This is a genomic window from Mesorhizobium amorphae CCNWGS0123, from assembly GCF_001686985.1.
Classification (GTDB): domain Bacteria; phylum Pseudomonadota; class Alphaproteobacteria; order Rhizobiales; family Rhizobiaceae; genus Mesorhizobium; species Mesorhizobium amorphae.
The window spans coordinates 2,057,278-2,070,434 of record NZ_CP015318.1 but is presented as its reverse complement, the minus strand read 5'-3'; the positions used below and the strand labels follow the sequence as shown (position 1 = coordinate 2,070,434).

The window sequence follows — 13,157 nt, the reverse complement described above, 5'->3', positions numbered from 1 at the left end:
CGATGTCCCCTGCGTTTCAGCCCCTCGCGATCCCCGCATCAGCGGGCATCGGTCTTCGCTCGCCTCACATCAGAGAAATGCTGACGCGAAGACCTTCCGCCGGCTGGCTCGAGGTTCATGCCGAGAACTACATGGGGGACGGCGCCGGCACCGAGGCGCTGGAACGGCTGCGCCAGATCTATCCGCTATCGGTGCATGGCGTTGGCTTGTCGCTGGGCAGCGCTAGAGGAGTTGACCGTGATCATCTGGAGCGACTGCGCAGGGTTTGTGAGCGCTTCCAGCCCGATCTCGTTTCCGAGCATCTCGCCTGGAGTGTCGCGGACGGTGCCTATCTGAACGATCTGCTGCCGCTACGCTATGACGAAGAGGCGCTGGGGATCGTGGCCCGCAATGTCGCGGCGGTCCAGGACACGCTGAAGCGGCAGGTGCTGATCGAAAATCTGTCTGCTTATGTCGCCTTTGCGGGCTCCTCGATGAACGAGGCCGAATTCCTGGCCGAGCTCGTAGCACGGACCGGCTGCGGTCTGCTGCTGGACGTCAACAACGTCCAGGTCTCGGCGCACAATTTGCAATATGACGCCAAAGTTTTCATCGATGCGCTGCCAGCCGCGGCAATCGGCGAGATCCATCTTGCCGGTCACGCGACCAATCAGGTCGGAGCCGACACTGTGCTCATCGACGATCATGGCTCGCGCGTGCCGCCTGTCGTCTGGGCGCTCTATCAGCATGCCATAAGCCGGCTCGGACCGCGCCCCACGCTGATCGAATGGGACACCGATGTCCCGGTTCTCGATGTGCTCCTTGGCGAAGCCATGTGGGCCGACATGCTCACCGCTTCGATCATGTTCAACCGCAAGCAGGCCGCGAGACAAGCCGAGGCAGCCAAACCCCGACCGATGTCCCTCACCCTCTTCGAAAGTATGGGGACCAGCATGCCAGTGCTAGCAGCATTCGCTGCCGCCAAGGCCGGAGCAGCCATACCGGTAGCGTTGACGCCAATGGAAGGAGGATACGATGTTGCCGCTTGAAAACCTGCAGACCACCATTGCGCGCTCGGTGCTTGCCATCGAGCCATTGGTCTCCGCGAAAATGCTGACCGCCGGCCAAGCCGATCCACTGGCCCGTCTGCGCATCTACCAAAACAACACGCGCAGTTCCCTCACCGCGGCGCTGATGGCGGTGTTTCCCGTCACCGTCCGGCTGATAGACGAACGCTTCTTCCGTTACGTGGCGAGCGAGTTCATTCGACGGTATCCGCCGGTTGAATCGCGTCTTTCGCGCTATGGAGCCGGCTTCCCGCGCTTCCTGAAGACGATCGACACGCTATCCGACATGCCGATCGTCGCCGAAACGGCGCGGCTCGAATGGGCCATAGCGGAGGCGCTCGATACAGCTTCGCTGCCGCCCCGCAGCCTCGCAGAATTCGACAACACCGACCTTGGGCTGTCACCGGATATCCTGCTCCAGCCCTCATTGCGACTGATCGTCTCGCACTGGTCGATCCTGTCGGTATGGATGGCGCATCAACAGGAGACGGCGGTCGACGAAAACATCACCTGGACAAGACGCCCCGAACGCGTGGCGTTGTGGCGATCGGGGAACTACGTGCGGCTTTTTCTGCTCGACCGCGCTAGCTTCGCCTTCTGGCATTCGCTGAAGCACGGTTTCGGCCTCGAGCATGCCACTGGCCGTGCCTTGGCGCTCGACCCGGCCTTCGACCTGGTTTCAGCCCTTGTGCGGCTGTTCCGCGACAGGCTCGTCACCAACGTGCGGGTCGCCGCGAATTCCCCCTCAAACTGACGGAGACAGTCATGACCGCAATATCGGAGCAATCCTCGTCCAACCCGGCCGGCTCTGTCGGCCTCTACAAGCGCATCATCAAGCTACCCGAACGCATTCCATTCTCGCTGATCCAGCTTGCCGCCCGTGTCGCGGTCGCGCATGTCTTCTGGCAATCCGCGCAGACCAAGCTGGCATCCTGGCCGGTGACGTTGCAGCTGTTCGCCAACGAATACAATCTTCCGTTCGTCGATCCGTCGATCGCGGCGCCGCTGGCGACGGCCGCCGAACTTGCGGGCTCGGTGTTGATTTTCCTCGGACTGTTTTCGCGCGTTGCAGCGTTGATGCTGCTCGGCGTCGTGTCAGTCATCCAGATTTTCGTTTATCCGGAAAGCTGGGCAGAGCACCTGCTGTGGGCCTCACTGCTGCTGCTTGTGCTGACGCGCGGGGCTGGCCCCCTCTCGCTCGACTACGTCGCCGAGCGAACCCTTTCGACATCTAGAAAATGAATATTTCGACCGAATGGGACGAGCACAGTGCGCATCTTCATCGTTCACGCCCACCCCGAGCCCAACAGTTTCAACGGCGCCTTGACCAGCGCATCGCAGGAGGCGCTGTCTGCGGCGGGACATCAGGTTGTTGTCTCCGATCTCTACGCTATGGGCTTCAATCCAGTATCAGATCGCAGCAACTTCACGACCGTGCGCGACGCGAACTACTACCGCCAACAGGCTGAGGAGGCGAATGCGGCAGCACATGACGGTTTCGCCCCCGACATCCAGGCGGAGATGGACAAGCTCTTCTGGTGCGATGCCTTGATCCTGCAGTTGCTCTTGACGTCCGCATTGAGGATCGCCACGGCAGGTCTCGAAAGTACCGTCGCGGCTCCAGATAAGTGCATACTTCCGACACACACACTCAACCGGCGCCTCGCGGCTATGGCAGCGCAGCCTCGCAGGGATAGCAAAGGCCATTGCCTATTTGGTATGCTGGTATAATGTGTACCTGACATAGCGTGATCCTCAGCAGATACGCTGCGTCTTATGGTCTTTATGGGAGGAGATACAATGAAACTTTCAATCGTGGCGGCGCTTGCCAGCGCCGCGCTGGCGAGTGTGTGCGTGCTGCCGGCAATGGCATCGTCGGACAAGCCGGTCATCGCGCTGACCAATGCCTATTACGGCAACACGTGGCGCCACCAGATGGTGGAAGCGTTCGAGGCCTCGGCCAAAGAAGCCAAGGCCGCCGGGCAGATCGCCGACTACATCGTCATGAACGGCGATGGTTCCGTCGCGCAGCAGAACAGCCAGATCGCCGAACTGATCCTGAAGAAGGTCGACGTGCTTGCCGTCGACGCCGCCTCGGAGACCGCGGTCAACGGCATCATCGAAAAGGCCTGCAAGGCCGGCATCATCGTCGTCTCCTTCGATTCGGTCGCCTCGGCGCCCTGCAACTACCAGCTCAATTTCGACTTCAAGGGCTACAAGGCGACCCAGGCCGAAGCCGTGTTCAAGATGCTCGGCGGAAAGGGCAACGTCATCCAGGTGCGCGGCGTCAAGGGCTCGGCGCCCGACAACGACATGTTCAACGCGCAGCAGTCGGTACTGGCCAAGTATCCGGACATCAAGGTGGTCGCGACAGTCTATGGCCAGGCGACGGCGTCGGTGGCGCAGGCGGCGATCGCCAACGTCCTGCCCTCGCTGCCGCATGTCGATGCGGTGCTCGGTCAGGGCGGCAGCGACGATGTCGGTATCGCGCAGGCCTTCGTCCAGTATGGCGGCGACTACGCCGGCAAGATGCCGGTCATCGAAGGTGGCGGCGGCACCGACTTCGTAAAATGGTGGGCCGAGGAGAATGCCAAGAATGGCTACCAGACGGTGTCGATGAACACCACGCCCGGCATCGGCGGCGCCGCCTTCTGGCTCGGCCTGTCGCTGCTCAAGGGCGCCAAAGCACCGAAGCTGATGATCATGCCGGTGGCGACGGTCGACGCAAGCAACCTCAAGGAATATGCGAAGCTGCCGGGCGGCCAGATCATCAGCCCGAGCTATTCGCTGGACTGGGTGAAGCAGAACCTGCTCAGCAAGTAACGCGACCAACCGGCTTGGATCGGGTGCCGGCCTAGAGCGGTTCAGCTTTGTCGCTGGCCCGCTCTAGGTATTTGGTACTACGCAATTCCGGACGGAAAACCGCTAAGCACTTTTCCTGGAATTGCTCCTTACTGCGCCCGATCCTGGCGTCGAAGAAAACGGAGGACGAATGTCCCAGCTTGCCGTTGCCGATCAGGATGGCGCCGCCACGGCGCCTGCCGCTCCTGCCCGGCCAAGCGTTGTCTCGCTCAGCCGGATCACCAAGAGTTTCGGGCCAACGCTTGCCAATGCCGGCATCGATCTTTCCGTCAGCGCCGGCGACGTGATCGGGCTGGTCGGCGGCAACGGCGCCGGCAAATCGACACTGATGCGCATCCTGTGCGGCGCGATGTGGCCGACGCTGGGCTCGATCTCCTTTGCCGGCGAGGCGCTGGACTTCACCGGCTACGACACCAACGAGGCACAGCGGCGCGGCATCCGCATGGTGCACCAGGAGCTGTCGCTCTGCGCCAACCTTTCGGTTGCCGAGAATTTCTTCCTCGAAACACCGGGCGAAGCGGCAAGCCGGCCCGGCTGGCGGGCGCTCTACCGCACCCGAGCCCGCGCGGCGCTCGACGCGGTCTTTCCCGGCAATGGCATCGATGCTGACGCCGAGGTCGGCCACCTCTCCATCGCCGAACGACAGATGGTAGAGATCGCACGCGCGGCGGCGACGCCCCGCGTCAAGCTGATCGTGCTCGACGAGCCGACCTCCTCGCTCGATCTCGATCGCTCGAAGCAGTTGCGCGCCTTCGTCCGCGAGCGGGCCGAGGCCGGGCTCGCCTTCATCTTCATCAGTCACAAGCTGCAGGAGATCATCGACATCGCCACCGAAATCGTGGTGCTGCGCAACGGCCGCACCGCCTGGCAGGGCAAGGTCGCCGATGCCTCGATTGCCGGGCTGGTGCAGCTGATGGGTGGTGACGCCAATCCGGTCCACCAGCACAGCGTCGCCGCCGCATCCTCAAAGGATGTGCTGGTGCGGCTCTCCGGCACGCTGACGGCGGAGCTCGGCCGCGACATCGACATCGTGCGCGGCGAGATCATCGGCCTGGCCGGCCTCGAAGGCAGCGGCCAAAAGGAATTGCTGCACGCGATCTTCGGCACGGGCCACAGGCACGATGCAGCCGTTGAGAGGCGCGCGGAGGCGAGCTTCATCGCCGGCGACCGGCAGAAGGAAGGCGTATTCCCGCTGTGGAGCGTGCTTTCCAACATCAGCATCGGCGCACTGGCCCGCCGCCCGGCGCTCGGCCTGGTTTCCGAGCGCGCCAACCGCGATACGGCGAGCAGCGCCGCCGGCAAGCTGCGGCTGGACGACAAGCGCTTCCAGTCCAACATCACCGAGCTCAGCGGCGGCAACCAGCAGAAGGCGCTGGTCGCCCGGGCGCTGGTCACCGATGCGCCGATCATCCTGCTCGACGACCCGACGCGCGGCGTCGACATCGCCACCAAGCAGGACTTCTACCGGCACTGCAACGAGATCGCGCGCGGCGGCCGCACGCTGGTCTGGCACACGACCGAGGATGCCGAACTGCTCGCCTGCGACCGAGTTCTGGTCTTCGCCGGCGGACGCATCGTGCGGGAACTGGTCGGCGAGGCGATCACGGAATCGGCGATCGTCGGCGCCTCCTTCACCCAGCCGACGGACAAGCTCGCCGACGCCGGGCCGAGGGCGGCGACAGCTGCCGGACTTGCCCGGCGGCTGGTGAACGCGGCGCCCTTCATCGGCCTCGCCGCGGTGCTGGGCATCATGATCTCGGCCAATCCGGCGGTCGCCTCGATCTTCGGCCTCGACCTGCTCCTGATGCCGGCGCTGTCGCTGGTGCTGGTGACGGCGGCGCAGATGTTCATCGTCGGCGGCAGCGAGATCGACCTTGGCGTCGGCGCCTTTGCCGGCCTGGTCAGCGTGCTCAGCGCCACGCTGCTCTACGACCAACCATGGCTCGGCCCGCTGGCGCTGGTGGCGGCGCTGGCCGCCTATGCTGGGCTCGGCGGCCTGATCCAGGCGCGCAAGATCCCGGCCATCGTCGTCACGCTCGGCGCCTCTTTCATCTGGGTGGGGATCGGCTATGCGCTGCAGCCGACGCCGGGCGGCGCCAGCCCGGACTGGCTGACGGCGCTGTTCGGCTGGTCGGTCGGCTTCATGCCGACCTCGATCATCCTCATGGCGGCCGTGGCGCTGATCGTGCTGGTCATCGACCGGCTGCCACTTGGCGTGGTGCTGCGCGGCTTCGGCAACAACCCGATAGCGATGATCCGCTCGGGCTGGTCGCCGACGCGCTATGCGCTGGTGCGCTATCTCATCGCCGGGCTGTTCGCGGGTGCCGCCGGCCTGTCGCTGACGGCAATCAACACGGCAAGCGACATCAATTCCGGCAATTCCTTCACCCTGCTCAGCGTCGCCGCCGTTGTGATGGGCGGCTGCTCGCTGCTCGGCGGCATCATCTCGCCGGTCGGCGCCATCGCCGGCGCGGTGACGCTGTCGCTGATCGGCGCGCTGCTCGGCACGCTCAGCGTCAGCAGCGACTACAATGCCGCCACGCAAGGGCTGATCCTGATCGCGCTGCTCACGCTGCGCAGCCTGACCGCCGACCGCAGGAGCGAACAATGAACGCGCTCGCCGCCTTCAGTATCTGGGCGCAAAAGAACCGCTGGATCTGGGCGGCGATCGGCGTGCTGCTTCTGTGGCTGGTTCTGTCGGTCGTCACCAACCGCTTCAGCCTCTCCAGCCTGTCCGGCATCATGCTGTCGGCGTCGTTCCTGACGGTGGTCGGCATCGGCCAGATGTTCGTGGTGACGACGGGACGCGGCAATATCGATCTCTCGGTCGCCTCGGTGATCACGCTCAGCGCCTTCGTCGCGCTGCTCACCATCAAGGGGCAGGACGCCAACCTTGCCATTGGCGTCGCCGCCGCCATCCTGCTCGGCCTCGCCGTCGGCGTGCTGAATTCGCTGCTGGTGGTCGGGCTCGGCATTCCGGCGATCATCGCGACGCTCGCGACCGGCTATGTGCTGGCGACGGCGACGCTGCTGTCCAACCGGGCGATACCGAGTTTCGCCGTCAGCCCGACGCTGAAGACGCTGGCGAGCGGCCGCGTCTGGGGCATGCCGATCATGGCCATTATCGTCATCGCCGGCGTGGCGGCGACCTCGTTGGTGCTGCGCTACACCGTGTTTGGGCAGCTGTTGTCGGCGGTCGGCCAGAACCGCGCCGCGGCGCGGCTCACCGCCATCAGGAACGGCAGGGTGATAGCCGCGGCCTTCATAATCTCCTCGGTGCTGGCCTCGCTCAACGGCCTGCTGCTCGGCGCTTATATAGGCGGCGCCTTCCTCGAGATGGGCCAGCCCTATCTCCTGCAGTCGATCGCTGCCGTGGTGCTCGGCGGGACGCTGATCTTCGGTGGCTCGGCGACGGCCGTCGGGACCCTGTTTGCCAGCATCCTTCTGATCCTCATCGTCACCACCATGCAGATCATCGGCCTGCCACCCGGCGTTCAGGACATCGTCCAGGGCATCGTCGTCATCTTCGTGCTGGCGCTGGCCGGCCGCCAGGCCTTGTCGCGGCGGGCGCCGGCCGAACCGGCAGCCGACGACGCCAATCCCGCAATACAGGCTGGCGACAGGCCTGCGTGAAACGGCAAGGAAGGCTCTGGTCAAACCACTACGTTGTGGTAGAGTGATTATACCAGTTGATAACGTGACGATCGGCGCGGCCATCGTTGGAAAACGGGAGCAAGCATAAATGACAACGATTGCGCTGTTCGGAGCCGGCGGCAAAATGGGCTACCGCCTGTCGACCAATTTTCGCAGATCGGACTACACGATCCGCCATGTCGAGGTCAGCGAGGCGGGCCGCGAGCGGCTGAAGACCGGACTGGGCTTCGATGCGGTCAGCGCCGACGAGGCGCTCAAAGGTGCCGACGTGGTGATCCTGGCCGTTCCGGACACTCATATTGGCAAGGTGGCGGCGAGCATCGAGAGCAAGCTGGCGGCGGGCACGATGGTGGTGGTTCTCGATGCCGCCGCTCCCTTCGCCGGCCATCTGCCGGACCGTCCCGACCTCACCTATTTCGTCACCCATCCCTGCCATCCGCCGATCTTCAACGACGAGACCGACATGGCGGCCAAGAAGGACTTCTTCGGCGGCGTCAAGGCCAAGCAACATTTCGTCAGCGCCCTGATGCAAGGGCCGGAGGCGGACTACGCCAAGGGCGAGGCGATCGCCCGAATCATCTGGGCGCCGGTGATGCGCTCGCATCGCGTCACGGTCGAGCAGATGGCGCTGCTGGAACCCGGTCTTTCTGAGACAGTGTGCGCCTCGCTGCTGGTCGTCATGAAAGAGGCGATGGACGAAGTCGTGGCGCGCGGCGTCGAACGGCAGGCAGCGCTCGACTTCCTGCTCGGCCACATGAATGTGCTCGGCGCCGTCATCTTCGGCGAGACCAAGGGCGTGTTCTCCGACGCCTGCAACAAGGCGATCGAATTCGGCAAGCCGGTGCTGATGCGCGACGACTGGAAGCGTGTCTTCGAGCCGGAAGAGATCGCTGCGAGCATCCAGCGCATTACCTGAGGAGGGACGCTCCTCCTTCTCCCCTGTGGAGATGCTCCAGCCTGCCGGCGACGGCGATCCTTCGCGCACCCCTCAACCGTCTCGGCGCTGCGCGCCGATCCACCTTCTCCCACAGGGGAGAAGGAAAGGCGTCAATCGCACATCAGATACATATCACCTGAAATAGTGGTTGACTCATTATACCAGTTGGCTAAGCTGTTCTCGAGCTCGGATAATCAGGTTTCGCGGGAGTCGAAGCCTGAACGAGTGGAGGACGGGGGAGTGACGATCTGCTCGGGAGGAGCCGGCTCGCGGCTTGAATCCGACGCGATCCGCCGCCTGACCAATTCAGACGCAGACAATGGCCCCGATTTGCCAGGGCAAAAGTTTTTTCAACGGGAGGACTTCATGAAACTCACTCGCAGAATGACCCTTGCAGCTTTCGCCGGCGTGCTGGCGCTCGGAACGGCGATGCCTGCCTATGCGGCGGACCTGATCGCCATCATCACGCCCTCGCACGACAATCCGTTCTTCAAGGCGGAAGCCGTCGGCGCCGAAGCCAAGGCCAAGGAACTCGGCTACGAGGCGCTGGTGCTGGTCCATGACGACGACGCCAACAAGCAGTCCGAGCTGATCGACACGGCGATCGGTCGCGGCGCCAAGGCGATCATCCTCGACAATGCCGGCGCTGACGCCACGGTCGCTGCCGTGCAGAAAGCCAAGGACGCCGGCATCCCCTCCTTCCTGATCGATCGCGAGATCAACGCCACCGGCGTCGCCGTGGCGCAGATCGTCTCCAACAACTACCAGGGCGCCCAGCTCGGCGCGCAGGAGTTCGTCAAGCTGATGGGCGAGAAGGGCAATTTCGTCGAGCTGGTCGGCAAGGAATCCGACACCAATGCCGGCATCCGCTCGAAGGGCTATCACGACGTCATCAACGACTATCCGGACCTCAAGATGGTCGCCCAGCAGTCCGCCAACTGGAGCCAAACGGAAGCCTATTCCAAGATGGAATCGATCCTGCAGGCCAACCCGGACATCAAGGGCGTGATCTCCGGCAACGACACGATGGCGATGGGCGCCTATGCAGCACTCGCCGCCGCCGGCCGCAAGGATGTCATTGTCGTCGGCTTCGACGGCTCGAACGACGTGCGCGACTCCATCACCTCCGGCGGCATCAAGGCGACCGTCCTGCAGCCGGCCTTCGCGCAGGCGCAGATGGCTGTCGTGCAAGCCGACGACTTCATCAAGAACAAGAAGTCTCCTGCCCAGGAAAAGCAGCTGATGGACTGCGTGCTGGTCAATGGCGACAATGCCAAGCAGCTGGAGACTTTCGCGCTCACCAACTGAGCCGGCATCACATCAATCGCAAGGGACGGACCTCCGGTTCGTCCCTTGCCCAATTTCCGTGGGTGCTTCCTGACCGCCATGCCGAACAAGCTGACCTGGTTGAGCTTCGCCGTGCCAATTCTTGCCGGAATGGCCGGCCTCGGGCTCACCGCCTGCAAGATCCTGCCGACACCGTCGATGCAGGGCGGCGGCAACGCGCCGGCCTTCAATCCCGACAAGATGATCGAGGACATCTGGGCGCCGAAGGTAATCCCCTATCTGCAGCAGAAGGGCGGACCGTTCCCGGAAGTGCACGCCTTGGCCACCACCGATCCGGCTGCCGCCGGCGCCAAATACGGCAATCCGAACAAGCAGGCGAATTCGCCCTGGACCTTCGCGGTGCGGCTGGAGGGCAAGATCGTCGCCGCCAACACCCAGTCGCGCGCGGCGACCATCGATGTCGATGTCGACGGCGACGGCAAGGCCGATGCGCGGGTGCAGATCGGACCGGCGGTGCGCGGCACCGCGCTGCGCGACAGCCTCGACTTCATCCAGTTCAACGACTTTACCAACCAGATCGACTTCGCCCAGTTCGGCAAGGCATTCAACATTTATGCCGACAAGACGGCGCTGTCCAAGCTGCCGCGCGAGGCGCTCGAGGGCCGCAGCGCCAAGGTGCTCGGCGCCTATACGCTGGGCAGCGGCCAAGACCTGCCGCTGGTGACGCCGGCGGAGGCCGAGATCGGGCCGAAGCCATGAGCGCGGAAGCCGAGCGCGACGTCATCCTGAAGCTGGAGGATGTCTCCAAGGTCTATTCCGGCACGGTCGCGGTCAAGCGCGCCAATTTCGAGGTGCGCAGGGGCGCGGTCAACGTTCTGGTAGGCGAGAACGGCGCGGGCAAGTCGACGCTGATGAAGATCATCGCAGGCGTCGAGCAGCCGACCGCCGGACGCATCCTGCTCGAGGGTGAAGACGTGTCGTTCGCCTCATCCGGCGATGCGGTGAACCGCGGCATCGGCATGGTGTTCCAGGAGCTCAACCTGTTCGGCAACCTGACCGTCGCCGAAAACATCTTCGCCACCCGCGAGATCACCAACCGGTTCCGCAAGATCGACCGCAAGGAGCAGGAGCGCCGCGCGGCCGAATTCCTCGAAAGGCTGCAGGCCGGCATCCGCCCGGACATGCTCGTCGAGGATCTGCGCATCGGCCAGCAGCAGCTGGTCGAGATCGCCAAGGCGGTCTCTCTCGACGCGCGCATCCTGATCATGGACGAGCCGACCTCGGCGCTGAGTGCGGCGGAAGTCGAGATCCTGTTCAAGGTGATCGCCGACCTCAAGGCGCGCGGCGTCGCCATCGTCTACATCTCGCACCGGCTGGAAGAGCTGATCCGCATCGGCGACTACATCACCGTGTTGCGCGACGGCCGCATCACCGGCCAGGAGGAGATGAAGAACGTCGACACGCAGTGGATCGTGCGGCAGATGATCGGCTCCGATGCCAAGGATTTCGCCAAGGCCGACGGCCATCTGCCGGGCGAGGAAATATTCCGTGCCGAAGAGATATGCCTGCCGCGCACGACCGGTGGACTTGCCGTAGACCATGTCTCGCTGTCGCTGCGCGCCGGCGAGATCTTGGGCATCTACGGCCTGATGGGCGCCGGACGCAGCGAATTGTTCGACTGCATCATGGGCCGCCACGGCCATGCCACGGGTTCGATCTTCATCGATGGCAAAAAGGTAAGGGAACGCGACACGACGCGGCGCATCCGCCGTGGCCTCGCGCTGATCCCCGAAGACCGCCAGCGCGAAGGGCTGGTGTCGATCCTGTCCGTCGCCAGCAATCTGACGCTGGCCAGCCTGTCGCGCTTTGCCCGCCTGTTCCACATCCGCGGAGCCGAGGAAAGACAGGCGGTGGCCGGCATGGTGCGGGAGCTAGCGATCAAGGTCGCCGACCCGGCGCAGGAGGTCTCGTCGCTCTCCGGCGGCAACCAGCAGAAGGTGGTGATCGGCAAGGCGCTGCTCACCGGTCCGAAGGTGCTGCTGATGGACGAGCCCAGCCGCGGGATAGATGTCGGCGCCAAGGCCGACGTTTTCCGCACTATGCGTAAACTGTCGCGCGACGGGCTCGGCATCCTGTTCGCCACTTCGGATCTCGACGAGGTGATGGCTCTGTCCGACCGCATCGCGGTGATGAGCAATGGAAAACTGACCGGCATGTTCGATCGCGCCGAGGCAACGGAAGCGGCGATCGTCGCCGCATCGGCGCTTGGCCACGGACCCGCAGGGCCAACGGAGACAAACGCCCATGACTGACATTCCGGCCAAGGCGGCTGCCCCCACCGCTTCCAGCGGTTCGCTGCTTCTTACAGTGATGAAGCTCAGGACCTTCATCGCGCTGATCGCAGTGCTGGTGTTCTTCTCGATTGCGGCGCCGAACTTCCTGTCGGCGGCCAACCTGATCCTTATGGCCAAGCATGTGGCGCTGAACGCCTTCCTGGCCATGGGCATGACCTTCGTCATCATCACCGGCGGCATCGATCTTTCGGTCGGATCGATCGTCGGGCTGTGCGGCATGGTCGCCGGCTATCTGGTCCTCAACGGCATCGACCTGCAAATCGGCTACACGATCTACTTCAACGTCGTCGAGATCGCGCTGATCACGCTTGCCGTCGGCATATTGATCGGCGCCGTCAACGGCCTCCTGATCACCCGGCTGAACGTCGCGCCGTTCATCGCCACGCTCGGCGTGCTTTACGTCTCGCGCGGCCTGGCGCTGCTCTCGTCCGATGGCCGCACCTTCCCCAACCTCGTCGGCAAGCGGGAGCTCGGCACCACCGGCTTCGGCTATCTCGGCGCCGGCAAGCTGCTGGGGCTGCCGGTATCGATCTGGATCCTGATCGTCGTCGCGCTGGGCGCGGCCTATCTCGCGAAGTACACGCCGCTCGGCCGCCATATCTTTGCTGTCGGCGGCAACGAGCGGGCGGCGCGCATTTCGGGCGTGCGGGTCAACATGGTCAAGATGTTCGTCTACATGTTCTCCGGCTTCTGCGCGGCGATCGTCGGCCTGATCATCTCGTCCGAGCTGATGGCCTCGCATCCGGCGACGGGCGAGAGCTTCGAGCTCAACGCCATCGCGGCCGCGGTGCTCGGCGGCACCTCGATGTCGGGTGGGCGCGGCACGATCGGCGGCACCATTGTCGGCGCCTTCGTCATCGGTATCCTCTCCGACGGGCTGGTGATGATGGGGGTGAGCTCATTCTGGCAGATGGTGATCAAGGGCCTCGTCATCATCGTCGCCGTCGTCGTCGACCAAGCGCAGCGCCGGCTGCAAAGCCGCGTCACACTTATGCAGATGGCGAAGGTTGGTTGAGC

The 13,157-nt window shown here is 64.1% G+C and carries 12 protein-coding genes; all 12 read left to right on the top strand.

What is annotated here, in order from left to right:
- Positions 1-2: 2 nt before the first annotated feature.
- The 12 genes from bufB (at position 3) to A6B35_RS09565 (ending at position 13,155) form a co-directional block, all read left to right on the top strand.
- Complete coding sequence (gene bufB / locus A6B35_RS09620) at positions 3-1,028, top strand: MNIO family bufferin maturase (RefSeq protein WP_050900836.1); 1,026 nt, start codon at positions 3-5, stop codon at positions 1,026-1,028.
- The gene (locus tag A6B35_RS09615; protein ID WP_006205037.1) at positions 1,015-1,800 is read left to right on the top strand and encodes an HvfC/BufC N-terminal domain-containing protein; all 786 of its coding nucleotides are present in this window, start codon (positions 1,015-1,017) and stop codon (positions 1,798-1,800) included. The genes bufB and A6B35_RS09615 overlap by 14 nt, the downstream gene beginning before the upstream one ends.
- A gap of 11 nt (positions 1,801-1,811) precedes the next feature.
- Positions 1,812-2,288 carry a DoxX family protein gene (locus A6B35_RS09610; RefSeq protein WP_006205036.1) on the top strand — a complete coding sequence of 159 codons (477 nt, stop codon included), beginning with the start codon at positions 1,812-1,814 and terminating at the stop codon, positions 2,286-2,288.
- Between the two features lie 27 nt (positions 2,289-2,315).
- On the top strand, positions 2,316-2,777 hold the full coding sequence (locus A6B35_RS09605) for an NAD(P)H-dependent oxidoreductase (protein WP_006205035.1): 462 nt from the start codon (positions 2,316-2,318) through the stop codon (positions 2,775-2,777).
- Positions 2,778-2,846: 69 nt separating this feature from the next.
- The gene (locus tag A6B35_RS09600) at positions 2,847-3,869 is read left to right on the top strand and encodes an ABC transporter substrate-binding protein (RefSeq protein ID WP_006205034.1); all 1,023 of its coding nucleotides are present in this window, start codon (positions 2,847-2,849) and stop codon (positions 3,867-3,869) included.
- Between the two features lie 169 nt (positions 3,870-4,038).
- A complete protein-coding gene (locus A6B35_RS09595) occupies positions 4,039-6,519 on the top strand; it encodes an ATP-binding cassette domain-containing protein (protein WP_006205033.1) in 2,481 nt (826 codons plus the stop codon).
- On the top strand, positions 6,516-7,541 hold the full coding sequence (locus tag A6B35_RS09590; protein ID WP_006205032.1) for an ABC transporter permease: 1,026 nt from the start codon (positions 6,516-6,518) through the stop codon (positions 7,539-7,541). The genes A6B35_RS09595 and A6B35_RS09590 overlap by 4 nt, the downstream gene beginning before the upstream one ends.
- 109 nt (positions 7,542-7,650) lie before the next feature.
- Positions 7,651-8,478 carry a phosphogluconate dehydrogenase C-terminal domain-containing protein gene (locus A6B35_RS09585; RefSeq protein WP_006205031.1) on the top strand — a complete coding sequence of 276 codons (828 nt, stop codon included), beginning with the start codon at positions 7,651-7,653 and terminating at the stop codon, positions 8,476-8,478.
- A 387-nt stretch (positions 8,479-8,865) separates the two neighbouring features.
- Positions 8,866-9,807, top strand: a complete 942-nt coding sequence (locus tag A6B35_RS09580; RefSeq protein ID WP_006205030.1) for a D-ribose ABC transporter substrate-binding protein — start codon at positions 8,866-8,868, stop codon at positions 9,805-9,807.
- A gap of 78 nt (positions 9,808-9,885) precedes the next feature.
- Complete coding sequence (locus tag A6B35_RS09575) at positions 9,886-10,545, top strand: DUF2291 family protein (RefSeq protein ID WP_006205029.1); 660 nt, start codon at positions 9,886-9,888, stop codon at positions 10,543-10,545.
- Entirely contained in the window at positions 10,542-12,098 is a 1,557-nt protein-coding gene (locus tag A6B35_RS09570; RefSeq protein ID WP_006205028.1) for a sugar ABC transporter ATP-binding protein, read from the top strand. The genes A6B35_RS09575 and A6B35_RS09570 overlap by 4 nt, the downstream gene beginning before the upstream one ends.
- On the top strand, positions 12,091-13,155 hold the full coding sequence (locus A6B35_RS09565; RefSeq protein ID WP_006205027.1) for an ABC transporter permease: 1,065 nt from the start codon (positions 12,091-12,093) through the stop codon (positions 13,153-13,155). The genes A6B35_RS09570 and A6B35_RS09565 overlap by 8 nt, the downstream gene beginning before the upstream one ends.
- Positions 13,156-13,157: the final 2 nt, after the last annotated feature.

Bases quoted from the DNA above. Each gene is read 5' to 3' on its own strand.
- A6B35_RS09585 (WP_006205031.1), top strand. From the start codon at position 7,651: ATGACAACGATTGCGCTGTTCGGAGCCGGCGGCAAAATGGGCTACCGC.
- A6B35_RS09565 (WP_006205027.1), top strand. From the start codon at position 12,091: ATGACTGACATTCCGGCCAAGGCGGCTGCCCCCACCGCTTCCAGCGGT.
- A6B35_RS09570 (WP_006205028.1), top strand. From the start codon at position 10,542: ATGAGCGCGGAAGCCGAGCGCGACGTCATCCTGAAGCTGGAGGATGTC.
- bufB (WP_050900836.1), top strand. From the start codon at position 3: ATGTCCCCTGCGTTTCAGCCCCTCGCGATCCCCGCATCAGCGGGCATC.
- A6B35_RS09590 (WP_006205032.1), top strand. From the start codon at position 6,516: ATGAACGCGCTCGCCGCCTTCAGTATCTGGGCGCAAAAGAACCGCTGG.
- A6B35_RS09610 (WP_006205036.1), top strand. From the start codon at position 1,812: ATGACCGCAATATCGGAGCAATCCTCGTCCAACCCGGCCGGCTCTGTC.
- A6B35_RS09615 (WP_006205037.1), top strand. From the start codon at position 1,015: ATGTTGCCGCTTGAAAACCTGCAGACCACCATTGCGCGCTCGGTGCTT.
- A6B35_RS09575 (WP_006205029.1), top strand. From the start codon at position 9,886: ATGCCGAACAAGCTGACCTGGTTGAGCTTCGCCGTGCCAATTCTTGCC.
- A6B35_RS09600 (WP_006205034.1), top strand. From the start codon at position 2,847: ATGAAACTTTCAATCGTGGCGGCGCTTGCCAGCGCCGCGCTGGCGAGT.
- A6B35_RS09595 (WP_006205033.1), top strand. From the start codon at position 4,039: ATGTCCCAGCTTGCCGTTGCCGATCAGGATGGCGCCGCCACGGCGCCT.
- A6B35_RS09580 (WP_006205030.1), top strand. From the start codon at position 8,866: ATGAAACTCACTCGCAGAATGACCCTTGCAGCTTTCGCCGGCGTGCTG.